23 protein-coding genes are annotated in these 25,328 nt (G+C 65.5%); 20 read left to right on the plus strand and 3 right to left on the minus strand.

The features are described from left to right. The first annotated feature begins 201 nt into the window (after positions 1-201). The 20 genes from C3942_RS11285 (at position 202) to C3942_RS11385 (ending at position 19,035) form a co-directional block, all read left to right on the plus strand. Positions 202-2,217, plus strand: a complete 2,016-nt coding sequence (locus C3942_RS11285; RefSeq protein ID WP_018076215.1) for a DNA topoisomerase III — start codon at positions 202-204, stop codon at positions 2,215-2,217. A 781-nt stretch (positions 2,218-2,998) separates the two neighbouring features. Further along, on the plus strand, positions 2,999-3,235 hold the full coding sequence (locus C3942_RS11295; RefSeq protein WP_016446173.1) for a hypothetical protein: 237 nt from the start codon (positions 2,999-3,001) through the stop codon (positions 3,233-3,235). A gap of 25 nt (positions 3,236-3,260) precedes the next feature. Next, complete coding sequence (locus tag C3942_RS11300; protein ID WP_003141051.1) at positions 3,261-3,653, plus strand: hypothetical protein; 393 nt, start codon at positions 3,261-3,263, stop codon at positions 3,651-3,653. Positions 3,654-3,903: 250 nt separating this feature from the next. Continuing rightward, positions 3,904-4,620: a DUF5983 family protein gene (locus C3942_RS11305; protein WP_104230466.1), complete on the plus strand. Its 717-nt coding sequence runs from the start codon at positions 3,904-3,906 to the stop codon at positions 4,618-4,620. Between the two features lie 290 nt (positions 4,621-4,910). Further along, on the plus strand, positions 4,911-5,708 hold the full coding sequence (locus C3942_RS11310; RefSeq protein WP_003141039.1) for a hypothetical protein: 798 nt from the start codon (positions 4,911-4,913) through the stop codon (positions 5,706-5,708). A 65-nt stretch (positions 5,709-5,773) separates the two neighbouring features. After that, a complete protein-coding gene (locus C3942_RS11315) occupies positions 5,774-6,139 on the plus strand; it encodes a DUF3085 domain-containing protein (protein ID WP_010792167.1) in 366 nt (121 codons plus the stop codon). Positions 6,140-6,482: 343 nt separating this feature from the next. Then, complete coding sequence (locus C3942_RS11320; protein ID WP_104230467.1) at positions 6,483-7,034, plus strand: STY4534 family ICE replication protein; 552 nt, start codon at positions 6,483-6,485, stop codon at positions 7,032-7,034. 55 nt (positions 7,035-7,089) lie between these two features. Beyond that, the gene (locus C3942_RS11325; protein WP_104230468.1) at positions 7,090-7,701 is read left to right on the plus strand and encodes a DUF3275 family protein; all 612 of its coding nucleotides are present in this window, start codon (positions 7,090-7,092) and stop codon (positions 7,699-7,701) included. A gap of 89 nt (positions 7,702-7,790) precedes the next feature. Next, entirely contained in the window at positions 7,791-8,156 is a 366-nt protein-coding gene (locus C3942_RS11330) for a hypothetical protein (protein ID WP_104230469.1), read from the plus strand. 84 nt (positions 8,157-8,240) lie between these two features. After that, positions 8,241-8,891, plus strand: coding sequence for a hypothetical protein (locus C3942_RS11335; protein WP_104230470.1), 651 nt, complete (start codon positions 8,241-8,243; stop codon positions 8,889-8,891). 65 nt (positions 8,892-8,956) lie between these two features. After that, a complete protein-coding gene (locus tag C3942_RS11340; protein ID WP_104230471.1) occupies positions 8,957-10,066 on the plus strand; it encodes a DUF6094 domain-containing protein in 1,110 nt (369 codons plus the stop codon). 102 nt (positions 10,067-10,168) lie between these two features. Next, the gene (locus C3942_RS11345) at positions 10,169-10,474 is read left to right on the plus strand and encodes a hypothetical protein (RefSeq protein WP_024889622.1); all 306 of its coding nucleotides are present in this window, start codon (positions 10,169-10,171) and stop codon (positions 10,472-10,474) included. 99 nt (positions 10,475-10,573) lie between these two features. Further along, a complete protein-coding gene (locus C3942_RS11350) occupies positions 10,574-12,847 on the plus strand; it encodes a helicase-related protein (RefSeq protein ID WP_165797420.1) in 2,274 nt (757 codons plus the stop codon). 199 nt (positions 12,848-13,046) lie between these two features. Beyond that, complete coding sequence (gene pilL2 / locus C3942_RS11355) at positions 13,047-13,616, plus strand: PFGI-1 class ICE element type IV pilus protein PilL2 (protein ID WP_165797421.1); 570 nt, start codon at positions 13,047-13,049, stop codon at positions 13,614-13,616. Then, positions 13,613-14,260 (plus strand): hypothetical protein, encoded by a 648-nt coding sequence (locus tag C3942_RS11360; protein WP_104230473.1) that lies wholly within the window; start codon positions 13,613-13,615, stop codon positions 14,258-14,260. The genes pilL2 and C3942_RS11360 overlap by 4 nt, the downstream gene beginning before the upstream one ends. Before the next feature lie 9 nt (positions 14,261-14,269). Continuing rightward, positions 14,270-14,989 carry a TIGR03759 family integrating conjugative element protein gene (locus tag C3942_RS11365; RefSeq protein WP_104230474.1) on the plus strand — a complete coding sequence of 240 codons (720 nt, stop codon included), beginning with the start codon at positions 14,270-14,272 and terminating at the stop codon, positions 14,987-14,989. Beyond that, positions 14,974-15,594 (plus strand): lysozyme family protein, encoded by a 621-nt coding sequence (locus tag C3942_RS11370; protein WP_013982131.1) that lies wholly within the window; start codon positions 14,974-14,976, stop codon positions 15,592-15,594. The genes C3942_RS11365 and C3942_RS11370 overlap by 16 nt, the downstream gene beginning before the upstream one ends. Further along, the gene (locus C3942_RS11375) at positions 15,591-16,124 is read left to right on the plus strand and encodes an integrating conjugative element protein (RefSeq protein ID WP_104230475.1); all 534 of its coding nucleotides are present in this window, start codon (positions 15,591-15,593) and stop codon (positions 16,122-16,124) included. The genes C3942_RS11370 and C3942_RS11375 overlap by 4 nt, the downstream gene beginning before the upstream one ends. 8 nt (positions 16,125-16,132) lie before the next feature. Next, positions 16,133-18,289: a type IV conjugative transfer system coupling protein TraD gene (gene traD, locus C3942_RS11380; protein WP_104230476.1), complete on the plus strand. Its 2,157-nt coding sequence runs from the start codon at positions 16,133-16,135 to the stop codon at positions 18,287-18,289. Further along, complete coding sequence (locus C3942_RS11385) at positions 18,286-19,035, plus strand: TIGR03747 family integrating conjugative element membrane protein (RefSeq protein ID WP_034050614.1); 750 nt, start codon at positions 18,286-18,288, stop codon at positions 19,033-19,035. Before traD ends, C3942_RS11385 begins: the two co-directional genes overlap by 4 nt. A 56-nt stretch (positions 19,036-19,091) precedes the next feature. Here the strand turns inward: C3942_RS11385 and C3942_RS11390 are convergent, their stop codons facing one another. From C3942_RS11390 to C3942_RS11400, 3 genes are read right to left on the minus strand one after another with little or no spacing between them, the layout of a single operon-like run. Continuing rightward, entirely contained in the window at positions 19,092-20,855 is a 1,764-nt protein-coding gene (locus tag C3942_RS11390) for an ATP-binding protein (RefSeq protein WP_031754992.1), read from the minus strand. A 35-nt stretch (positions 20,856-20,890) separates the two neighbouring features. Further along, positions 20,891-23,626 (minus strand): DEAD/DEAH box helicase, encoded by a 2,736-nt coding sequence (locus tag C3942_RS11395; RefSeq protein ID WP_016851986.1) that lies wholly within the window; start codon positions 23,624-23,626, stop codon positions 20,891-20,893. Next, a complete protein-coding gene (locus C3942_RS11400) occupies positions 23,626-25,323 on the minus strand; it encodes a site-specific DNA-methyltransferase (RefSeq protein WP_016851985.1) in 1,698 nt (565 codons plus the stop codon). The genes C3942_RS11395 and C3942_RS11400 overlap by 1 nt, the downstream gene beginning before the upstream one ends. Between the last annotated feature and the right edge of the window lie 5 nt (positions 25,324-25,328).

Here is a 25,328-nt window from a genome sequence, read left to right on the forward strand (position 1 = left end):
CGTCCACGGAGTTCCAGCCGCCCTCCCGAAACGACGCTCTTGCTGTGCCAGCTCCTACGATCTATGCACACCGCTGCGGCAACGAACCGCCTGCCGATCACAAAGCGGTGTCTGCATCAATCGACTTCCTTGCTGCCGGCATCTCCTGGCCCCGCCAAGCTGACGCCCATCCGATGAACCGCACATTTCCAAGGAGGCTTCATGCGCCTTTTCCTGTGCGAGAAGCCGTCCCAGGGCAAGGACATCGCCCGTGTGCTGGGTGCCGGTCAACGCGGCAACGGCTGCTACAGCGGCGCGGGTGTCGTCGTGACCTGGTGCATCGGTCATCTGGTAGAGGCGGTTCCGCCCGAAGGCTACGGCGAGCAATACAAGCGCTGGGCCATCGAGCAACTGCCCATTCTTCCTGAGCGTTGGCGTGTCGAGCCCAAGGCGGCGACCGCGGCGCAATTCAAGGTCGTGCAGCAGCTCGTCGCCAAGGCGGGCGAGCTGGTGATAGCGACCGACGCCGACCGCGAGGGCGAGATGATCGCCCGCGAGATCATCGACCTGTGCGGCTACCGCGGGCCGATTCAGCGCCTGTGGCTGTCGGCGCTCAACGATGCGTCGATCCGCAAAGCGCTGGGTGCGCTCAAGCCGTCCGCCGAGACGCTGCCGCTGTATTTCTCCGCACTCGCCCGATCGCGCGCCGACTGGCTGATCGGCATGAACCTGAGCCGGCTGTTTACGCTTCTAGGTCGGCAGGCCGGCTACACCGGCGTGCTGTCGGTGGGGCGCGTGCAGACGCCGACGCTGAAGTTGGTCGTGGATCGTGATCGCGAGATCGCGCGATTCGTCTCCATGCCGTATTGGGCCGTGGATGTGCTGCTATCCCATGCCGGCCGGTCCTTCACCGCGAGCTGGATACCGCCCGAAGGCAGCACGGATGCAGCGGGTCGCTGCCTTCAGCAGCCGGTGGCGCAGCAGGCTGCGGATCGCATTCGCGCGGCACGCGATGCGCAGGTCGTGTCGGTGGACACCGAGCGCGTGCGCGAGGCACCGCCGCTGCCATTCGATCTGGGCACCTTGCAGGAAGTGTGTTCGCGTCAGCTCGGCCTCGATGTGCAGGAGACGCTGGACATCGCGCAGGCGCTGTACGAGACGCACAAGGCGACGACCTATCCGCGCAGCGACTCGGGATATCTGCCCGAAAGCATGCTCGCGGAAGTGCCGGCGGTGCTCGATGCACTGCTCGCCACCGATCCCAGCCTGCGGCCCTTGATCGGCCAGCTCGACCGCAACCAGCGTTCGCGCGCCTGGAACGACGGCAAGGTGTCGGCTCACCACGGCATCATCCCGACGCTGGAGCCCGCCAACCTGTCGGCCATGAACGAGAAGGAACTGGCCGTCTACCGGCTGATCCGCGCTCATTACCTCGCGCAGTTCCTCCCGCACCATGAGTTCGACCGGACGGTAGCGCAGTTCTCGTGCGGCAGTCAGTCGCTGGCGGCCGTGGGCAAGCAGATCGCCGTCACCGGCTGGCGCGAGGTGCTGGCGACGCCGGGGCCGGACGATGCCGACGGCGAGGATGCGCAGCGCAGCCAGGTGCTGCCGGCGCTGCATGCGGGCCTGTCCTGCCCGGTCGGCAAGGTGGATCTCAAGGCGCTGAAGACGCTGCCGCCCAAGCCCTACACGCAGGGCGAGCTGATCAAGGCCATGAAGACTGTCGCCAAGTTCGTGACCGACCCGCGGCTGAAACAGAAGCTGCGAGATACCACAGGCATCGGCACCGAGGCGACACGCGCCAACATCATCAACGGTCTGATCGGTCGCGGCTACCTGGTCAAGAAAGGCCGCGCCGTCCGCGCTTCCGACGCGGCATTCACGCTCATCGACGCGGTGCCCTCGGCCATCGCCGACCCCGGCACCACGGCGGTGTGGGAGCAGGCGCTGGACATGATCGAGGCCGGCCAGATGGCGCTGGACACCTTCATCGAGAAGCAGTCCGTGTGGGTCGGCCAGCTCGTGCAGCAGTACCGCGGCGCAACGCTCTCGCTCAAGCTGCCGCCGGCGCCGGCCTGCCCGCAGTGCGGCGCACCGATGCAGCAGCGCACGGGCAAGAGCGGCGCGTTCTGGTCCTGTTCGCGCTACCCGGACTGCAAGGGCACGTTGCCGATCGAGTCCCCGACGGGCCGGCGCAGCGCACCGCGCAAGCGGCGCGCTGCCTCCAAGGCGTCCTGATCCTCGCTTCCCCCTGCCGCGCCGGCCACTTCACTGGCGGCGAGGCAAACGTCCCGCACCGCGCGGGACTCCAAAGCGCGCGTCTCCTTCTGCAACGGTGTGCGCGCCCCGTCTGCCCGCCGTCGGGCGACGGGGCGAGAAGGTCATTGCTCCACGAATCGCGCCCGCCGCCATTCCCTTGATCGGTGTGCCTTGCCTCGGTCACGAGGGGCTTCCTGACGCCTTGCCGCCGCGCGAGCCGTGAGGAGGCCCCTTGGGCCGAGGGTATTCCGTGCCGGTGCCCGCCGGCGAAACATCGGGCTCCCTTTGTGTGTGGATGCACGCCAGAGGTTTCCGGCCCCAGCCACGAAACGGGCCGGGTGCGATTGCTGACGCAGCGAACGGCTTTGACGACGGCCTGCGCTGACGCAGCCCACAGGTGGTTTTCCATTCTCTTCAGCCGAAGGCCCGTGTGGCCTTCGGCGCCCTGGTCTTTGCCTTGTCCCGTGACGCGGGCCATTGCCCTAAAGCGGGCCGTCCGCGATTCGGTTTTCCCTGCGACGGCAGCCATGCTTCGCGCCCATCCTCACGCCATGCGTTGCTGACAGTCGTCAGCGGCATGCCCTGGCAGTCTCGGTCTTCAAGACTGCAACGCGGTTCGCCGCGTCGACCGATCCAGTCCGCTTCGCATCGCCCACCGCGGACGCTCGCCGGCCTGGCGACGATGCACTTTTCTCAACCACCCGAGGGGAACCCCATCCCCTGCGGGATGCGTGCTCCCCGACCCACCAAGGAGCACGGCATGTCTGAACCTTCCGCATCTTCCTCTGCAACCGCAGTGCGCAGTGGTGCGCTGGCGCTGACCTGGACCGGCAAGCGTTTGCCGCTACAGGTGCTGCGCAGCGCGGCCGGCCACTACATCGGCACACAAGACGACGAAGGACCGGTATCGCGGGAGTCCGTCGAGTATTTCCCGACCCACCTCGCAGCACAGCGCGCCCTGGATACCCATGCCTGGACACAGCGCGCTCACCCCTGATTCCCACCCTTCAAGGAGTTCTCTCATGAATCTGTCTTTACCCGAAGACGTGCTCGATCAGATGGCGCTGGAACAGGCGCACTTCGACGCTGCACCGCAGGCCTTCTTCGAGGCCTGGAAGCGCGGCGCGCAGATCGCCGGCCACGAGTGGTTCGGCGACGGCACACGCGAAGGTCTGCAGCGTGCCACCACCAAGTGGGACCTGCGGCCCAACATGCTGATGCTCAACGACGCCCTGGGCGTGCTGAGCAGCGGTCAACGCATGTTCCTGTCCGCGATGGTGAGCTTCTACAACTCCCGCGAGGGCGGCGCGATGCTCAAGCGTTGCGGCTTCGAGGGGCTGTCCGACTTCGGCGGCCTCGATCTGGAACGGCGCCAGGTCATCGCTGACCTCACGCTGCACTACAACGGCTGGTGAGCCGCGCCTGGCAACCCACCGTCTTTTCATCCCACCCCACGAGGGACATGCGTCCTCGTTCGGGGCCATGTCCCTCCTTCTTTTCGCAGGAGCGGCCATGTCCCGAATCACCATCTTCCACTGACCTGCACCGCCCGCCACCAGGGCGGCCCGACGCCGCGGCCGGCTGACCGGTTGCCACTTCATCCACTCGCTGGGGTTCAATCCCCGGCAGGGGATTGCCTCGGCCATCCTCTGCTGGAGGAATCCCATGTCCCATTCCAACAATCCCTTCGCCCGCGGCTACGATGGCCTGTCCGTGCAGCGGCTGCTGGCGATTTCCTACGACGACGACTGCCCGCTGAGCTACCTGCCGCTGCACGTCTCGCAGTCGCACCTGCCGGACAGCCAGGTCGAGCGCCATGCCTGCGTCTTCTGCGACGACTTCGCGCTGATCACCGAGGGCCAGAACGTGCCGCCCGAGCTGGACGCGCAGTGCCCCAGCCACGGTATCGCCCGAAACCTCGTCTACGCCGTCATGGCAGAAGAAGCCGGCCAGCCGCTGCACGTCGGCGATACCTACTCCGAGGAAGCCGCGCGCGAGGTGGTACTCCGCCTGCGCTTCGAGACCGGGTTCTACAGCCGTGCCTGGGAAATCAGTTCGGCGCACATCACCGAGGAGGCCGGTCGCTTCCTCGCCGAACTGGCGGACATCGCCACGCCGAGCGGTTTTCTGTTCGTGGCCTTCCGCATTCCCTACAGCCCCGCGATCGGCGTGAAGCTGATCGCCACGCCCTGGACGGATGCGAACCTGCAGCATGTCGAGGGCATCACCGCCGAAGAGCTGCGGCAGGAGCACCGGGCCAAGGGCGTGCCGGAGTCCCTCGTGGAAGTGTTGCACCTGGCTGCGCTCGCCGACGTTCGCATGTTGGTGTTCGATGCCGACGCGCCAGTGCTGGACGGGCTGACGCTCTACGACGACGAGTAACCCGCAACCCATTCGAGCCCCCACGTCGGGGCTCTTCTTTTTCGCGGAACGCGGTGCCGGCGCATTGCCGATTCCCAACGGACGGTCGCCGCCATGTGCCGCACGCTGGCCGCATGTTCGCTGGCGTTGCCGGCAGCATGCCCAGGCAGTCGAGACCTTCAAGACTGCGGCGCGGTTCGCCGTGCTGGTTGCTTCGTTCTCCGGGCGCACCCGCGTCCATCCACCTCACCCTCAAGGGACAGACCTCCCTTGCGGGCGGGAGTCCCTTGGTTGCCACAAGGAGTCTCCCCATGGATACCCAAGCCATCCGCGCACAGATGCCGACGCTCGTTGTCGGTCATGTGCCTTCCAACGTCCGTTCGTTCAAATTCAACATCTTCGACGGCCAGCCCAAGGTTTCGACGCTGGGCTTTCACATCGACCCGAAGCCTTTCGAGGGCAAGGTCATCGCCACCACCGACGAGGCCATCGTCGTCAAGACGGGACGAGCCGAGTTCGCGGTGCTCGATCGCACGCTCGTGACCGAAGTGCCCGACGAGGGCGCCAAGGTGCAGGTCGAACCCTATGTCAGACGCCGCTTCGACGGTCAGCGGGCGGACACGCCCGAGGAGCAGACCGAGTTCACCGCCGACGGCCAGCCCTACACGGTGAAGCGGTTCGTGCTCGGGTCCGCACCGGCGAAGCTGCCGATCCCCGAGCCGCGCTGCCCCGAGCTGCAGGAACTGGTCGACCAACTGGAGCAGTTGCCCGCTCCCGACGGTTTCCGGCGCGTCACCCACATGCTGGTGGATGCCGGCGCGCGGGACATCACCTGGGTCGATCCGCTGCCCGCCGACATCATCCGCACGCCGCCGGCCATCGGCTTCACCGTCGCCACGACGAAGTTCCAGGGTCGCGTCACCGTGCTGTATGAGCGTGGCCTCGACCTCTACGCGGTGGAGCTGCACCGCGACGGCGAGCTGGTCGAACGGGTCGATGAGGTGTTCTTCGACACCCTCGGCGAGACGCTGGAACGGCTGATCGACGACGGGAGTTGGCGGCGCATCCGCGTGCAGTGCCTGTCGTGTCGTAAGGCTATCCGGCACTGATCTCACAGCAGCTTCCCGCCCTCGCGGCGGGAAGCCTCTTTTCCTGCCCCCTGGAGATCACACCCATGACTGTTCGATTCAAAGGCACGGAGCTGCGGCCCGTGCTCGCCGAAGCGGTGGCGAATCAATGCCGCGTCATCCTGGTCAAGGATCAGGGCGTGTACTTCCTGGCCGAGTGCGGCGAGCGCCGACCCGATGGTCGCCAGAAGACCATCGCCTATGCCGCTGGCTGCAACCCGGATGTCGATGCCTTCGATGACTGGTGGGAGCTGGCGCGCGCCGAGTTCGGTGGCGACGACTTCGGCGAGTTCTTCGATCCGCAGGAGGGCGTGTTTGCGCGCATCCTGCGCAGCGAGGACGACCTCGACGTGTCCGCCTCCGCGACACACCTATCGCTGCAGGCGGTTCCTCCCACGCCCAGCGGTAACTGACCGCCCATCCCTGGCCCCCGCTCCGGGGGCCTCTTTCTTCCCGGCAATGCGGACAGCCGCGAGTGCCGATTGCCGCTCGCCTGCGCGCCGTCCCGGCGCGACGCTTCCGGCCATGTTCCGCTGACGTCCGTCAGCGACATGCCCAGGCAGCCACGATCTTCAAGGCTGCGACGCGGTTCCGACCGTGTAGATCACCCCAGTTCGCACCGGCATCCATGCGCGAACGGCCATCGGTTCTCGATGGCGATGCCACCAAGCTGTTCCTTCAACCCACGCGGGGGTTCCACACCTTCCCCGCCTGGGTCGGGTGTGTCTCCGCCTCATTGTTCTCAGGAGATTCCCCATGACCACTTCCACCGACAAGTCCTACTTCGATCTGCACATCACCGGCCTCGGGTATCTCAATCGCATCCGCGAAGTGAAGCCCAAGAAAGGCGATGCGTTCCTGGCCTGCGACATCGCGGCCCTGAACGGTCCCAGCGATGACGTCTCGTACGTGCGTTTCGACACGCGCGTATCGGGATCGGAAGCGCAGCACCTGGTGCGCCGCTGCATTCAGGCGGTCGACGCCGAGAAGAAGGTGATGATCGGCTTCCGCCTGGGCGACCTGTGGACCGACACCTTCACCTACTCCAAGGGCAAGCGTGCCGGCGAGCAGGGGGTGAGCCTCAAGGCCCGCCTGCTGTTCGTCAGTTGGATCAAGGTCGACGGCAAGCTCGTCTACAAGGCCGAACCCAAGCCGACCGAGACCGACGAGCGCGACCCGGAAGTCCCTGTGATGTCCGACGCGCCCGCCGCGCAGCAAGCCTCGGCACCGGAGCCTTCCAGGCCCGTCGCCGATGCTGCCGACGACGCTGCCGATGCCCCCGCATTGGCCGTTGCCGAGTCGTTCTGATCCGCAAGGCCCCATCCCCGGGGCCTTGTCTTCTCTTCGTCCGCAGGAGACCTTCATGATCACCATTCCCGGCCAACTGGCCATCAAGACCATCCACGGCAGGAACGGCGACTTCAACGTCGGCCGCCTGGCGACCTCGATCGGCGAGTTCGTCGTGAAGAACGCCGAACTCGATCAGTACCGCGAGGGCAAGTACGACGGTGATTTCGTCATCGTCGAGATTCGCCCCTCCACGTACAACGCCAACGGCCGCATGGTCATCGAGATCCGCGCCCATCTGGGCGGGATGACGCTGTCCAACATCGACGCCCTGAGCCGTGACGAAGCCCGCCGGCTGAGTCCGCAGGAAGTCGATCCGATCGACGAGGAAGCGCAGGCGCCCGCGCCGGCATCGCCCCCGGCCAAGCCGAAGGCGAAGCCGCGCAGTCCGCGCGATCCCCTGGTCGATACCACGCCGTTCGGCAGCGAACCGGCTCCCGTGTCCGCTGCGGCCTCGGCCGAGGCAGACGACGCGGCGCTGTTCGGCTCCTTGTGGCCCCTGGGCGAGACCGTGAAGCTCGATGCGACCGTGGATCGTCGTGTGCTGCGTCAGCAGCGCGACCGTCTCGACAAGCTGGGCTACGAGTTCGCTCCGTTGTCCCAGGACTGGCATCTCAAAGCTGCCTGATCCATCCGCCGCCTCGCGCGGCATTCCGCCACCCGCCGGGGTTCTCCCCCGACGGGGAGGGCTCCGGCCTTTTCTTCAAGGAGACCCTCATGGGCTGGACCTTCGTTCGTCAGAAACGCGATCAGTTGATCCGCGAGCTGCTCGCTCCGCAGGCGTCCGAACGCGCTTGCTGCGAAGTCATCGACCACACTCTGGACGGCGACGTTCTGTGGACCGTGGTTCGCGTCACCGCCAAGCAGGCGGGCGTCATGGGCCTCGCGGCCGGTGAGTCCGTCTGCTACGTCGGCTGCCATCTGCTGGAAAGCGCGGGCTTTGAGTGGGGCTACAAGTCACTCGATGAGTCCGTGCATCCGTACTACTACTCGTGCCCGCTGCGCTATCTCGACATGGCGCCGGTGCAAAGCCCCGAGTGGCGCGAGCGGGTTCACCGCTTCCACGCAGGGCGCGCTGTCTAGCGGCACGCATCTTCCTTCACCCAACCGGGGCGAGCACTGCCCCGCGGGCTGTGGTTGCTCCTTCATTTCCAAGAGGACATCACCATGCCTGCACCTTCTTCCGCGAAACCGCTGTACCGCATCGACGAATGCCCCGACCTCATGGCCGACGGTTGCGTCGGCGACGAGCAGGGCAATCTCGTCTTTCTCTCGATCTGGGCGCGCGACACCGCCGTTCAGGAGTTCCTCGCCCGCCTGACCCTCAGCCGGGATGAACAGGGGCTGGACCAGTTCCACGTCATCACCGATCAGGGCGCATCCATCCCGGTCTTCGTCGGCAACGTCGAGAACCTGGAAAAGCGCATCACACGCGCCTACCGGCGAACGCGGTTCGGTTCGCTGACGAACGTGTGGCTGTTCGATCGTCGCTGCGTGAAGCCAGACAAGGCCAACGCCAGCGCGCTGGCGCTTCTGCCCAGGGATTCCGCTCACCGGCTCGACCGGCTGTGGACGCTGGTGCAGGACACCTGCCCGCTGCCACTGCTCGACCACTGGCGCGACACCGTGCTGGAGCTGTTGCAGACACAGCGGATGCTGACCGGTCTTCCCTTGGCCCTCGGGCCGCTGGAAGGCCATCGGCTGGCCCTCGATGTCCCGGCGCTGACGAAGGAGTTGGGCGAGCTGATCCGCAACGGCACCCTCGGCGCTACGCAGTACGAACTGGCCGCGAACGCACCGCTTCGGCGTGTGGCGTGAGCCATCCCCACGGGCATGCGCGCCGCGCGTGCCCGCCTTCCCTCATCCATCACCAGGAGAAATCCATGGCACTCATGTTTCCGCGCCTGGCGCGCAATTTCATTCGTAACGGCTACTTCCCCACCGACGAGCCGACGCTGGAGCGGGCCTTGTCCGCGCTGGCGCCGTCTCCCGGCGCCATGTCCATCCTCGATCCCTGCGCCGGCGAAGGCGTGGCGATCGCCGAAGCCGCCCACGCCCTCGGGCGCGAGCAGGTCCAGGCCTTCGCCGTCGAGTACGACGCCGAGCGTGCCCGCCACGCACGGAAACTGGTCGATCGCTGCATCCACGGTGACCTGATGGACACGCTGATCTCGCGCCAGTCCTTCGGGCTGCTGTGGCTGAACCCGCCGTATGGCGACCTGAGCAAGGACGTGAACGGCAACATCGGCTATCAGGGCCAGGGCCGTGCGCGGCTGGAAAAGCTGTTCTATCAGCGTGCGCTGCCGCTGCTGCAGTACGGCGGCGTGCTGATCTTCATCGTGCCGTCCTACGTGCTCGACGCCGAGCTGGTCGGATGGCTGACGCGCCACTTCGCCGACCTGCGCATCTACCGTGCGGTGGAAACGCAGTTCAAGCAGGTGGTGATCTTCGGTCGCCGGGTTCGCCAGCGCGACCAGGCATCGGAGTCGGTCAAAGCCGTGCGCGGTCTGCTGCTGCAGATCGGACAGGGTGACGCCGAAGCCGAGGAACTGCCGCTCGAATGGCCGTTCCTGCCGTACACCGTCCCTGCCAGCCCGGCCGAGCCGGAGCACTTCTATCGCGTGACGATGGAGCCCGAGCAGTTCGCCGATGAAGTCGGCCGGCTGCAAGGACTCTGGCCGGCGCTCGATACTCACCTGGGCGCCGCGCAGCAATCGCTGCGTCCGCCCGCGCGGGCCTTGTCGCACTGGCATCTCGCCCTGGCCTTGGCCGCAGGCGCGATCTCCGGCGTGGTGAAGTCCAGGACCGGTCGCGTGCTTGTCGTCAAAGGCGACACCCACAAGGAGAAGACCCTCCAGACGGAATACACCGAGCGCGACGACGGCTCCGTGGCCGAGACGCGCATCCTCACCGACAAGTTCGTGCCGGTCATTCGTGCATGGGACTTGACGCTGGGCTCGCCCACGTGGGGCGAAGTGCTGACCATCCGCTGATCGCTTTTCCCTGACGGTTCGCCGTCGCTTTCATCCACCCACCGGGGTCACGTCGCCCCGATGGGGGTGCCGTGGCCCCTTCTTCCAGAAGGAGAAACCACCATGGCACTCGCAGTCCTCAACCTCGCGTCACAAGCACGCTTTTCGCCCGGGCAGGTGGTCATGACCGCCGGCGTCGATGAGCTGGTCCGACAGGGTCGGCTCAACCCCACGCCGTACCTGCGCCGCCATCTTCATGGCGATTGGGGCGACCTGGACGACAGCGATCGGCGGCAGAACGATGCCGCGCTGAAGTCCGGCGAGGATCGTCTGTTCTCGTCCTACCAGGTCACGCGCGACCTGAAGCTATGGATCATCACCGAGTGGGATCGCAGCGTCACCACGCTGCTGTTGCCCAGCGAATACTGAACCGCATCCAGCGGCCTCGCGCCGCTTCTTTCTTCCCACCCAGGGGCATGTCACCGCCCCGTGGGGGAGGTGCATGCCCCATCTCCTTGGAGCATCACCATGTCCCTCGATCTCGAAACCGTTCCCGAAACCGCTGTGCAGGGCGACCTGCTCGAAGCGGCCGCTTCACCTCTCACGCTCAGCCTGCAGGACTTCGTATCGGAGTTCGGCGACGAGCTGCTCGACTCGCTCAACCGCGCCAATCCACCGGTCTACACCGGCCAGGTGCGGGTGCATCGGCAACTGATCCTCGCCGCGCTCAAGCGCAAGCTGTTCCCGGCGCAAGCCGATGTGGTCCACGCCGTCACCGAGCTGTTGGTCGATCGCGGCGAACGCGCCGCGATCGTCAATGGCGAGATGGGCTGCGGCAAGACGACGGTGGGTATTGCCACCGCCGCCGTGCTCAACGCCGAAGGCTACCGCCGTACCCTGGTTCTGTCTCCGCCGCATCTGGTCTACAAGTGGCGGCGCGAGATCCAGGAGACGGTGGCCGGTGCCAAGGTCTGGGTGCTCAATGGCCCGGACACGCTGGTCAAGCTGCTGAAACTGCGCGAGCAGTTGGGCGTGCCGGCCCAGGGCCAGGAGTTCTTCGTCCTGGGCCGCGTACGGATGCGGATGGGGTTCCACTGGAAGCCCGTCTTCACCCGGCGGCGCACGCCACACGGCGACGTGGGCGCCTGCCCGGATTGCGGGCATGTCATCACCGACCTCGACGGCGAGCCGATCAACCCGGTCGAGCTGGAAGCCGAGGAGTACCGCCGCAAGTGCAGCCACTGCCGTGCACCGCTGTGGTCGTTGATCCGTCCCAGAGGCCTGTCCGCCAGCGACCAGTCCTCGACCGTGCTCAAGGCACTGAAGCGTATTCCAACCATCGGGGAAGTCACCGCGCAGAAGCTGATGCAGAAGTTCGGTGACGCCTTCCTCGCGTCGATGCTCGGGGACAACATCCACGAGTTCATCAACCTGATGGATGGCAACGGCGAGCTGGTCTTCTCGGATCGGCAAGCCCACCGGATGGAACGCGCGATGGCCAACATGGAGTTCGGCTTGGGCGAAGGCGGCTACCAGCCGTCCGAGTTCATCAAGCGGCAGCTTCCCCAAGGCACGTTCGACCTGCTCATCGCCGACGAGGCGCACGAGTACAAGAACGGCGGCTCCGCACAGGGCCAGGCCATGGGAGTGTTGGCGGCCAAGGCGCGCAAGACGCTGCTGCTCACCGGCACACTGATGGGCGGCTACGGCGACGACCTGTTCCACCTGCTGTTCCGAGCCCTTCCCGGGCGGATGATCGAAGACGGCTACCGGCCGACGAAGAGTGGCAGCATGACGTCGGCCGCGATGGCGTTCATGCGCGATCACGGTGTCTTGAAGGACATCTACTCCGAGAGCACCGGCACGGCGCACAAGACGGCCAAGGGCACCAAGGTATCGGTGCGCACGGTCAAGGCGCCGGGCTTCGGCCCGAAGGGCGTGCTGCGTTGCGTTCTGCCGTTCACGGTCTTCCTCAAGTTGAAGGACATCGGCGGCAATGTGCTGCCGCCCTATGACGAGGAGTTCCGCGAAGTCGCGATGGACACGGCGCAGGCCGCAGCCTACCGCGATCTGGCGGGTCGGCTGACCCAGGAGCTGAAGCAGGCCCTGGCGAAGCGCGACACGACGCTGCTCGGTGTAGTCCTCAATGTGCTGCTGGCCTGGCCGGACTGCTGCTTCCGGTCGGAAACGGTGGTGCATCCGCGCACACGCAACACCTTGGCGTTCGTGCCGGCTCAGTTCAACGAGCTGGAGGTGATGCCCAAGGAACGCGAGCTGATCGAGATCTGCAAGCAGGAGAAGGCGGAAGGTCGCAAGACCCTGGTCTATTCGGTCTACACCGGCACGCGCGACACCACGTCGCGCCTGAAGGTGCTGCTGGAGCAGGAGGGCTTCAAGGTGGCGGTACTGCGCGCGAGCGTGGATGCCTCCCGCCGGGAAGACTGGATCGCCGAGCAGTTGGACCGTGGCATCGACGTGCTCATCACCAATCCCGAGCTGGTGAAAACCGGCCTGGACCTGCTGGAGTTCCCGACCATCGTGTTCCTCCAGTCGGGCTACAACGTGTATTCGCTGCAGCAGGCCGCCCGGCGCTCATGGCGCATCGGCCAGAAGCAGCCGGTGCGCGTGATCTACCTCGGCTACGCCAACTCCTCGCAGATGACCTGCCTGGGGTTGATGGCCCGGAAGATCATGGTGTCGCAGAGCACGTCGGGCGACGTGCCCGAGTCCGGACTCGATGTCCTGAACCAGGACGGCGACTCGGTGGAGGTGGCACTGGCACGGCAGCTTGTCACGGTCTGATCCATGTGCTCATGCCGGCGGCCCCTCGGGGTCGCCGGCTTCTTTCCACGGCCCTTCGGGGCCGTTTTTCTTGGCCGTATGAGACAGTCCATGGCGCCGCCCGCCATGTATTCGGGCGGGCGTCAGTGCGTTTTGTTTGCTGCCCGCAGGCCAAGCGGCGGCGATGGTGAGCGCTCCGTGTTCCAGGGAAGCGCCCTCCATGCAACCATCCATCCGCGCTGTTCACCGCCTGGCCCTCGCCGCTGGCTTGCTTGCCGGCAGCCTGTTGGCCGCCGGCTGCGCCACGACCGCCGCGCCGTCTGCGCCAGCGGTGCCGGCCGCATCGCCGACCGCCGTCGCGCCGGAGCCGGATTTCGTTCCGGTGGCCCGCTACGGCCGCTACACGCTGGTCGAGCTGGTGCCGGAACCTGCGCAGCGTGATCTCTTGCAGCAGGCGGTGGAGGTCTCTATTCCGCCCACGCTCGATGCCAGCGTGGGCGATGCCATGCGCCATGTGTTGCTGCGCTCCGGCTATCGGCTCTGCGATGCGGCCGAGGCCGCCGCGCTCTACGCGCTGCCGCTGCCCGCCGCACACCTGCGCCTGGGTCCGCTGATGCTGCGTGATGCCTTGCTGACCCTTGCCGGCCCCGCCTGGGAGCTGTCGGTCGATGACTTGACCCGCCAGGTCTGCTTCAGCCGGCACGGTGCTTCCGCCTTCCTTTCCGCCAACCCGCCCGGCACCGCCACGTCCGTGCCGGACGCAGACCGGCCCGAGGAGATGCAGCCATGACCTTTCCCCAAGCGCCATCCGAGCGCAATTCCCGCACGCGTTGGCTCAAGGTCGCCGCAGCCTTCTGGCTGCTGCTCATCAGTGCCGTGGCACTCATCAACAGCGTCGGCCTGTCGCGGCTCGCCGAACAGACCCAGAGCAGCGCACAGGATGCGCAGGTCAAGGCGCTGGGCCTGCGCGTGGCCGATCTCGAACAACAGGCCGATGCGGACAAGCGCCGGCCGGTGCCGGTCAGCCAGCCCGAATTCGCCACCGCGCGGCAGGCGCTGGACGAGCGGATGACGCGCCTTGAAGAGGCCGATGAGGCGAGGGCCTTGGCGATCGACCTGCAGACGCTGCAGGCGCGCGTGAACGGAATCGAGACCCGTCTGGAGAAGACCCGGCAGGTGGCATCCGCCGCTCGCCCGCGCGCTCCGGTTGCGACGAAGCCCAAGGTGCCGGAGCCGCCGTTCCGGGTGCTCGGCGTGGAGCTGCGGGGAGGCGAGCGCTTTCTGTCGATCACCTCCACCGCCGCGGCCTCGCTCGCGGGCGCCCGGCTGCTGCGCGAGGGCGATGCCGAGGGCGGCTGGCAACTGCAGTCCATCGAGGCGCAGGCGGGCGTGTTTCAGGTGAACGGCCAGACGCAGCGCGTCGCGGTGCCGTAGGAGGTCGCCATGAACCTGCGGTCGTTGCTCGTTGCTGTCGTTCTGTTCGCCGCTTTCGGCGCATCCGCCCAGCCGGCCCCGGTGACGAACTCGCGCATGGTGCCCGCCCAGGTGCAGCCGGGCGCTGATGCCGCGCTCGACGAGAGGCAGGCGCGGGAGTGGGGGCTTCACCCCGAGGAGTGGGCGCGTTACCGGCAACTGATGCAGGGGCCGCTCGGGGTCTATTCGCCCCAGCTCGATCCGCTCACGGCGCTGGGCATCGAGGCCCGCAGCGAGGAGGAGCGCAGGCGCTACGCGGAGTTGCAGGTGCAGGCCGAGGCCCGGCGCGTCGGCAAGACGCTGGCCTACCAGCGGGCCTACGACGCGGCGTGGCAGCGCCTGTTTCCCGGCCAGCCGCGCGTGAGCCTGCCCGGCGCCAAGGCGCAGGGTGCCGGCAACACCGGCTCGGGGCGCCTAGCCGTCTTCATCAAGGCCGACTGCGCACCGTGCGCGCAGCGCGTGCAGCAGTTGCAGGCGGCCGGCACGGCCTTCGATCTCTACATGGTCGGCAGCCGTCAGGACGACGCGCGCATCCGGCAGTGGGCCACCCAGGCGGGCATCGACCCGGCCAGGGTGCGCGCCCGCACCATCACGCTCAACCACGATGCGGGACGCTGGCTGTCGCTCGGCCTGCCCGGCGATCTGCCGGCCGTGGTGCGCGAGGTGAACGGCCAATGGCAGCGGCAATAGGTGCTCCGGGCCGGGAGCACCGGCCGTCCCGCGTCGCCATCCGCTGCACCAGCGCCGCGCTGCTGCTCACCACCGTCGGCTGGGCGCTGGCCGCCCTGGCGCGGGAAGTGCCGCCGCCGGCCTATCAACTGGCGGCGCATCGTGCAGACGTGCCGGCGGCCGTGCTGTACGCGGTGGCCTTGCAGGAGAGCGGCGCCATGCTGCGCGGGCGCCTGATCCCCTGGCCGTGGACGCTCAACGTCGCTGGCTCGCCACAGCGCTACGCCACCCGCGTCGAGGCCTGCGCGGGGCTGCACCGTGCGCTCGCCCACACGCCGGCCAATCGCATCGACGCCGGCCTCGGCCAGGTCAATCTCGGCTACCACACGCATCGCTACACGCAGCCCTGCGAGCTGCTGGACCCGTACCGCAACCTCGCCATCGCTGCGGAAATCCTGCGCGAACAGCACACGCCGGGCGAGGACTGGCTGCTTGCCATCGGCCGCTACCACCGGCCCGCCGGCGGGGCACCCGCGGCGCGATACCGGCGCAGTGTGCATCGGCACCTGACCCGCGTACTCGACCCCGGCGTTCCCGTTCCAACTCTCCAGGCCACCACGCCATGAACCACACCGTCCTCATCGCCGCCATCGGGCTGCTGTCCACGACCACCATCTTCGCCCAGACCGTCTCCGGGCCGCTGATCGTCGTCGAAGACCGCGGCGGCGACTCCGCGCTGCCGTACTACCAGTCGCTGAATCCTCAGCCGGATCAGGCCACACCGCCGGCCCCGATGCCGGCCCCTCGCGTGGGCAATGCGGCCGACGTCGAAGCCGCCATGCTGCCGGTGCGCTCGACGCAACTGTCGCCGGGCGAGGTGCAGCGCCGCGTCAACCGGGCGCCGGGCCTGACGGCGCTGTTCCTGATCGGCGACGACGAGCGTTCGCGCGCCTGGCTGCGGCAGCGGCAGACCGCGCTGCGCGAGCTGCAGGCCGTGGGCCTGGTGGTCAACGTGGAGTCGATGGCCGCGCTGACGGCGCTGCGCAGCCTGGCTCCCGGCCTGAGCCTCTCGCCGGCCTCCGGCGACGACCTGGCCCAGCGCCTGGGCCTGCGCCACTACCCGGTGCTCATCACGTCCACCGGCGTCGAGCAGTAGGTGCGCAAATGGCCCAACCGCATGCGGTCGAGGTTCTGCTGCGGCCAGCGGTGGAGCTTCATACCGTGGCGGTCTGCACCGGCGCCGCGATTCTGTGCCTGGTGGCACCGTGGTCGCTCGCGCTGAACCCGCTGCTCGGCCTGGGCTCGGCACTGGCCTTCCTGATCTTCGGCGCGATTCGCCTGCGCGATGCCTGGGCGATCCTGCGCTATCGCCGCAACATCCGCCGCCTGCCGCGCTACGTGATGACCAGCCGCGACGTGCCGGTGAGCCAACAGCGGCTGTTCGTCGGCCGAGGCTTTCGCTGGGAGCAGCGGCACACGCACCGGCTGATGCAGACCTACCGGCCGGGGTTCCGCCGCTATGTCGAGCCGACGGCGATCTACCGGGCCGCCCGGCGGCTGGAGGAGCGGCTTGAGTTCGCGCCGTTTCCCGTCTCGACACTGGCGCGCGCGCTGGCCTGGGACAGCCCGCTCAACCCGGCGCGACCGCTGCCGCCGGTCGGCGGACTGCCACGCCTGCATGGCATCGAGCCGCACGAGGTCGACGTCACGCTGCCGCTGGGCGAGCGCGTCGGCCACTCCCTGGTGCTGGGCACCACGCGCGTGGGCAAGACGCGGCTGGCCGAGCTGTTCATCACCCAGGACATCCGCCGCAAGGTCCGCGGCGAGCACGAGGTAGTGATCGTCTTCGACCCCAAGGGCGATGCGGACCTGTTGAAGCGCATGTACGTCGAGGCCAAGCGCGCCGGGCGCGAAGGCGAGTTCTACGTGTTCCATCTGGGCTGGCCGGACATCTCGGCGCGCTACAACGCCGTGGGCCGGTTCGGACGGATCTCCGAGGTGGCCACGCGCATCGCCGGGCAGCTCTCCGGCGAAGGCAACAGCGCCGCGTTCCGCGAATTCGCCTGGCGCTTCGTCAACATCATCGCGCGCGCCCTGGTGGAACTGGGACAGCGGCCGGACTACCTGCTGATCCAGCGCCACGTCATCAACATCGACGCGCTGTTCATCGAGTACGCCCAGCACTACTTCGCCAAGAACGAGCCGAAGGCCTGGGAGGTCATCGTCCAGCTCGAAGCCAAGCTGAACGACAAGAACATCCCGCGCAACATGATCGGGCGCGAGAAGCGCGTGGTGGCCCTCGAACAGTACCTGTCCCAAGTGCGCGTCTATGACCCCGTGCTCGACGGTCTGCGCAGCGCCGTGCGCTACGACCGGACGTACTTCGACAAGATCGTCGCTTCGCTGCTGCCGCTGCTGGAGAAGCTCACCACCGGCAAGATCGCGCAACTGCTCGCACCGAACTATTCCGACCTGTCCGACCCGCGACCGATCTTCGACTGGATGCAGGTCATCCGCAAACGCGCGGTGGTCTACGTGGGGCTGGATGCGCTGTCCGACGCCGAAGTCGCGGCGGCGGTGGGCAACTCGATGTTCAGCGATCTGGTCTCGGTCGCCGGCCACATCTACAAGTTCGGCGTCGACGACGGGCTGCCCGGCGCCGCGGCGGGCGCCAAGATTCCGATCAACGTCCACGCCGACGAATTCAACGAACTCATGGGCGACGAGTTCATTCCGATGGTCAACAAGGGCGGCGGTGCCGGCGTGCAGGTGACGGCCTACACGCAGACCTTGAGCGACATCGAGGCGCGCATCGGCAATCGTGCCAAGGCCGGTCAGGTGGTCGGCAACTTCAACAACCTGTTCATGCTGCGCGTGCGCGAGACCGCCACCGCCGAGCTGCTGACGCGGCAACTGCCCAAGGTCGAGGTCTATGCCACGGCACTGATGAGCGGCGCCACCGACAGCTCCGACCCGCACGGCAATACCGCGTTCACGTCCAACACCCAGGACCGCATCAGCACGACCAGCGTGCCATTGATCGAGCCCGCGCATGTGGTGGCGCTGCCCAAGGGGCAATGCTTCGCGCTGATCGAGGGCGGCAACCTCTGGAAAGTCCGCATGCCGCTGCCGGCACCCGATCCCGACGAAGCCATGCCGAAGGATCTGCAGGAGCTGGCCGGCTACATGCGGCAGCACTACGTCGAGGCAGGAGACTGGTGGGAGAACCAAGGCATCCCCGGCCTGCAGGACAAGGCGCTGCCCGACGACCTGCTGGACGACTTCAAGCAGATGGCCGCCGCTGAAGAGGCCGAAGCATGAGCGACCCGGCCGTCGCGGCCCAACGCCAGCAGCAACTACAGCAAGGCCTGATCGCCGGCCTGGTCACGCTGCCGTTCCGCTTCTTCGGCGTGCTCTGCGGCGCGCTGCTGCTGTGCATCCTGATCGAGTGCGTCGGCATGCACTTCTTCTGGCCCGATCAGGGCTGGCGCCACGCGCAGGGCATGCTGCACTATGAGCTGGATCAGCTCTCCACGCATTTCACGCGCAGCGCACTCGTGCAGGAGCCGGGGCGCACGGCGCACCGGCTGGTCGAGCAGGGCTACGACTGGCTGTTCGTGAAAAGCGGTCTGCTGGACTGGATACGCGACGCCTCAGCGCAGGCCAGCGCCGGCAGCCACCGCCCGACCAAGGATTTCCGCTACTACATCGGCTTGGTCTACGTGAACGTGGAGAGCTACCTGATCGCGGCGGCCTACACGACGCTGGTCTTTCTCGTGCGGCTGCTGGTGCTGTGCCTGACCCTGCCGCTATTCCTGATGGCCGCCTTCGTCGGGCTGGTGGACGGCCTGGTGCGCCGGGACATCCGCCGCTTCGGCGCGGGACGCGAGTCGGGGTTCATCTATCACCGCGCCAGGGCCAGCCTGATCCCGCTGGCCGTGGTGCCGTGGGTGACTTACCTGGCACTGCCGGTCAGCGTGAACCCGCTGCTGATCCTGCTGCCCAGCGCCGCACTGCTCGGCGTGGCGGTGTGCATCGCGGCGGCGACGTTCAAGAAGTATCTGTGACCTGGGTACTTGGTTGCGATTGAGTATGCGCCGTCAAGTGCGTAGCGACATGTGGATCAGTTTGAACATGTCTCTGCTGTGCGTAGCAGCCACTCAATCTGCCGCCGCGCAGTGGAAATGACTTGACCAAAAATCCGAGCCTCGACATGCGGTTCACGATTGTCTGTAGGAAAGTCGGGAGATCGACTGCCGCCGACGAGCAGGACCTGAATCGGAGAACCGAGATACTTTGCCAGTTCGTGCCTGTAGCCAATCGCCTGCACATAATCATCATGATTCAGTGCATGGCTAGGCCGTTTGAACTCGATCAACAGGTACTGTCCGCCGAGGTTCTCGTTGAGAAGCAGGTCGGGGCGCTTGTCGGCCTTGTCACCTGTGTAGGTCTTGCCGAGGACATCTCCCACTTGTCGCCGCAACGTACTGTTCGAGCTGAATAGCGAGTATTCGGGGCCAAATACCCACAAGTTTCGCTCCAGAGCTTTGTGCAAGACGGCTTCCGTCGTGGCGGCATCACGGGCGAGGGCGTCCAGTTGATCAAGGAAGACCTGACGAGCCGTCGCTTGCTGTACAAGGAAGGCCATCTCCGCCAAGCCAAATTCATCCAGGCGCTCAGCTACCCCTGCGACATCGCCCGGCGTTGCTTCCGCGATATGCTCCAGGAGGATACGGTAGTCGGAACGCTCCATCGCTTCCAACAGTACATTTACGACCGGTTCGACTTTGCTCTCCGGCTCGCCGTAATACTTGTCGAGAATCTTCTTGATCGCGCGGTCGGCGAATACGCGCTTGTGCTCTGGCAGAGCCGACAAGCGCGTGAGGATCGCTCTCTGCAAGCGAGCCTGCGCCAACTGAATTTCGCGCCGGTACTGCTGCTCATAGGCTTCTCGCAAGATGGGCTGGACGTAGCCTTCAACCTCTTTCAGAAGCTCACTGTTCTCGACCGCCGCATCCCAGCCTGCCGTGATGTGGTCGCGCAGTCCATCTGCTTCGATCTCGCCGTAGAGCTTTCGCAGCAGCTTGGATGGAAAGTCATCTCGTTGATCCAGGCCGAAGAACCCAGGCCGCCCAACGGCCTTGCCGTCCACACGCAGAGTGATGCCTGGCTGACGCAACCCGGACTTGCCGTCGCTGATGGAGAAACGCAGCTTTACCTTGCCGGCACTTGGAAGCTCCTCTTCCTGCTCCGAGTAGCTACCGGATACATCATCGACGTCGAGCCGCTTGCCGTCGATCGTGATTGCAAAGTCATCCTGTCGCCCGTAGTCCTGCAAAAGGATCTGGCGCAGCCGATTGGCATCCGGATAAGCCAGGCCCTGATGCAGATCGCTCAGCGTAATTGTCGTGCCATGCAGTTCCGGCCCACAAGGCTCGCTCTGCAGGCCAATATTCAACTGTTCAATGTCTTCGACTTGGGACAGATCGTCCAGCCGCAAGGTGATACGGCACAATCGACCGCGCGCACGGGTTTCAAGCGTCATCACCGCTGCGGCCATGAGCCCGGCGAACTTGCCGATACCCTTGCGCCCCTTGACCAAACGATTCTTTCCGCTTGTGCGGTCGCCGCGCCGCGAACGCCGGTCTGATGCGATGGACAAGTAGTGACGGCGCAGCTCCTCCTCCGTCATGCCGGTGCCGTCATCCTGGATGACTATAGGGTCACCGCTCAGGGGTTTCGGGAGCGCGATGGCTACCCGCTCCGCGTCGGCATCCCATGCGTTGTCCACGAGTTCCTTCAGCGCTCGCTCGGACGAGGAGTACTCCTGACTCAACAACGTCGCGAGACGGGAATCGACCTGGAAGCGCAGATGAGCACGGCTCATATCGGAATCTCCATCTGGCAACAGCGGGAACTCAATTACGCCTTGACCTCAAAGCGCAGGTAGTCCGCGAGCCGTTTCGACTCGTTGATTTCGTCATGGGGCACCAGGAGGTACTTCCAGGGCTTGGCGCCTACGTTCGCCGCGTGATCGGAAGCGTGCTTGCACCAGCGCATGGCGGCAGCGGCCTTGGCCTGAACCTCCTGCGTGTTGATGTCGGCACGTGCCTTCGTTTCCACCATGAAGATGGTCGCGTCCGTCTCGGCCACGAAGTCGGGGATGTATTCCGGCTGCTCGGTGCCGAGCTTGTAGTAGATCTGGAACTGCCCCTTCGCGGGCTTGAGCCACTTCGTCGCGTCGCGCTCCAGGATGATGGCGAAGCGCCGCTCGGTATCCGAGTCGAACTTCTGCAGCGGATACAGACAACGCGCGAAGCCACCGAAGAGCATCTGCTTGATGCGACTGGTCTCGGTCACGGTCTCCCGGAAGTGGTGGGCCGTCTGGCCTGCCGTGGCGGTGTAGTTGCACGGCTTGAGTTCGGTGAAGCCGCGACTGACCTGCACCTCGTACTCGGTCGCCTCCTCCCAGAAGTGGGCCATCATCTGCGCGTGGATTTCCCGTGCGATCAGGCGGCGGTCACGATCCAGCACGCTGATGGCCTCGTCCTCGGACAGATAGCCGCGCAGGTGCTGCACCATCTGGCCCGCGAGGTCGTAGAGCAGCTCGGCGTGGGTGAAGTAGTCGATGTCGTCGAAGTCCACCAGGGCGTGGACGATGTAATCCTCCGGGCGCTGCTCCTTGAGCCCGACTTCGGCGGCCAGGGTGAACTGCTCGTTCGTGCGCAGCATCTGACCGACGATCTCGCGCTGGCCAGGCTGGAGATGGAGCTGGCTCACATCCAGCTTGAAGGCGTGGAAGCCCGTTGTGATCTCGCCAGTCGGCACCACCGCAATGCGTGGGATGTCGATGGTCTGCTGCACCACGATCTCGGTGGTCTTCGCCACCACGGCGGACAAGTCAAGTGCGGGGACTGATTCATCCACGTCCGCCAGCAATTCGCCTTGCAGCGGCTTCAGCCGCTCTGCCACTTCCGCGAGGATTTCCTTCTGCACTTCTGGTTTCAGCAGCGCGCTGCTGGTGGGCACCAGATCGCGCTTGACCTCGTACTTGCCGATGACGTCCATGACCACGCGCGCGGCCTGCTTCTCCGCCTCCGTGGTGAACACCGGTTTGGGCGCGGGGACTTCCGCTCCACTGTCAGTGGCTGAAACCCCTGTGATCACGACCGGTGCTTCCGTCAAACCGAGACGCGCCGCTGCCCCGGACTCGACCTGCACGCTGACCTTCTTGTCGTCGGCGCTCGGCGCATCGAGGATGACCTGCTTCAGGCGAATCGGCGAGTCGCCGCGGTTGGCCTCGTCGATGATCTCCTGGAACTTGTCGTGCGCGACGATGTTCAAGCGATCCACCGACGCGACGCCCGTGCGTTTGCCGTAGGGCAGTCGCAGGCCACGCCCGATGGACTGTTCGATCAACGTGCGGGCATTGGCGGCGCGCAGCGGCACGATGGTATAGAGGTTGGTTACGTCCCAGCCCTCCTTGAGCATGTTGACGTGAATCACGATCTCGGTCGGCTCGTCCACGCTCTCCACGGCTAGCAGGCGCGTGATCATCTCTTCTTCCTCCGCGCCGGTACGGCTGGAATCGACCTGGATCACCTTGCCCTGGTAACGCCCCTCGTAGAAGGCTTCCGACTCCAGAAGCGCCAAGAGTTGCCCCGCGTGCGTGGTATCGCGGGCGATGACGAGCATGAAGGGCTTGACCGGCTTGACGCCGTTCTCTCGGGCGTAGGTGAGCAATTCGACCTTGGTCGTCTCGTGCAGGCGCACGCCGTCTTCCAGCTTGGTCTTCTCGATCTCCTCGGGCGTGTGCGCCTTGGCGTCGAAGTTGCGCTGGGTGACCACGGCAGGCTCCTTGACGAAGCCATCCTCCATCGCCCGAGCCAGCGGGTAGTCCATCACCACGTTCTTGAACGGCACCGGCCCGCGGCTGGACTCGACGAACGGCGTCGCCGTCACTTCCAGACCGAATAGTGGCTTGAGCTCGTTGATAGAGCGCACCCCGGCGCTGGCCCGGTAACGGTGCGATTCGTCCATCAGCAGCACGAGGTCAGTCAGGTTCGCCAGATGGTTGAAGTAGCTGTCGCCCAGCACTTCCTTCATCCGCTTGATGCGCGGCTCCTTGCCTCCGCGTACCTCGGAGTTGATCTTGGAGATGTTGAAGATGTTGATGCGCACGTCGTGGGCGAAGCCCATTGACTGCTCATCTACCGCCGCACCGGTCTGGTCGTAGTTGTCGCCGGTGATGATCAGCGGCGGTTGCTGCGCGAATTCGGCGATGCCCTTGAACACGTACTTCGGCGTGTTGCGCGTGAAGTCCGTGATGAGCTTGTTGTAGATCGTCAGGTTGGGCGCGAGAACGAAGAAGTTGTTGATGCCGTGCGCCAGATGCAGGTAGGCGATGAAGGCTCCCATCAGGCGCGTCTTGCCCACGCCCGTGGCCAGCGCGAAGCACAGCGACGGAAATTCGCGCTCGAAGTCCTCCAGCGTGCTGAACTCGGCCTTCAGCGTGGAGAGAATCGCCGAGACATCGCGCTCGTGGCCCAAGAGTTCGGGCGCGGCATCGAGCGCGCGAACCAGCTTGATGAGCGATTCCGCCTGGGGCGGACGAAGGGACAGGCGACCGGTGACGGCGTGCAGGACGCGGGCGTTCATTATTCGTTCTCCCCAAACAGGCCGCTCTGTCCCGCGTTAGCGAGGGCCGCTTTTCTGCTCTTGATGTTCTTGGCGCCATTGCCAGAGGCCGCAGGCTCGGCCTTCTCAATCTCCGCCATTGGCAGGTTGGTCACATTCAGGCTGTAGTCGTCACGGCCCCAATGGCAGCGGGCCAGCACCATCTTCGGGATCTTCTTCAGCGTCAGGTTCGGCCAGCGCTCTGCCGCTTTGGCCGCCGTGACTCCGTGGAAAGCGGCGCAGCACACCAGCAGGCTCTGCTCCGGGCCGACTTCACCGGACAGCGCCTGTAACTGCTCGGCGGACAGGTTCTGGGTCGTGACGCAGATGAAATCGCGCTCGCTGGAGTGGCCGTGCTGCCACCAGCGCGTCTCCGAGGGCGCGTAGGTAAAGCCTTCAAGCTTCGCCAAGGCCTCGGCCAGCATTGCCGCGTTGTACTCTGGATTGATGACTTGGTTGCCCCAGCGATCGTTGACGATCAGGCTGGGAGCGACGCGGTAGTAGCGGAACCCGCCACCGCCTTGCCAGCCGACGGCTTCAGAAATTCCGCCCTTGTCTTCACCGTCGATCACCTTCTGCAGGCGGGGGATGATGTGGGTGTGGCAGTGCTCGCCCAACTCGACCATGATCCAGCGACGGCCCATCTTGTGCGCGACCGCGCCGGTGGTGCCGGAACCCGAAAATGAATCAAGGACAAGATCGCCGGCAGTGGTTGCCAGCGTCAATATCCGCTGAAGAAGCCGCTCCGGTTTCGGTGTGTCAAATAAGTTCTCGCCGAACAGAGAACGCATTTCCTTTTTTGACTCATCGTTATGGCCGACTTCGTCATAAGGCCAAATGGTTGTAGCCGGAATCGTGTCGGTGACCTCAGACAGAAAGCGCTTGTACGCTGGTCGCGCGTCACCATCAACACCAAACCATATCCTGTTGTCTGCAATGAGCTCAGCAAACTTCTCTTTCGTATACCGCCAACTCGTTCCCGCGGGGGGGAGTACCTCGCGACCTGAAGGGAGACGCACTGGAAAAATCGCATAGTCCCGCGCTTCATTTCGCAGAACGTCACTTGCTTTCCATGGGCCGCGTGGGTCGTTGTCTCTATTGGTATATCTCCCCGTTTGCTTTTCTGTCTTCGGCAGTCGACCCAAGTTGAACTTATCGAGGTTTTTTGCCATGACAAGAATGAAGTCATGGGACGCAGAAAAGTACTTAGAGTCGGACTTTGGTGCGTACTTCTTCTGCCAAATCACAGTCGAGACAAAGTTGGCCCGCCCAAAGACCTCATCGCACAGAACCTTGAGGTAATGCGCTTCGTTGTCATCAATGGTGATCCACAGCGACCCATCCTCCGCCAGCAACCGCTTGATAAGTTCCAGTCGGTCGCGCATCAAGCCAAGCCAGATCGAGTGCTCTAGCCCGTCATCGTAGTGCGTGAAGGCGCTGCCGGTGTTATACGGTGGGTCGATGAACACGCACTTCACCTTGCCGGAGAACTCTTGCTCCAATGCTTTCAGCGCAAGCAGGTTGTCACCGAAGATCAGCCGGTTGTCGAAGATGTCGTTGTCCGACACGCGATGCTTGGCGTGATATGACTTCTCTGGATCTTCGAGCAGGATGCGCGGCTCCAGCTTGGGCCGCTTCTCCTTCCCGATCCAGGCAAGTTCTAGTTTTTGTTTGCTCATGACAT

Origin of the sequence: Solimonas fluminis, assembly GCF_002930645.1 — a bacterium.
Lineage (GTDB): Bacteria > Pseudomonadota > Gammaproteobacteria > Nevskiales > Nevskiaceae > Solimonas_A > Solimonas_A fluminis.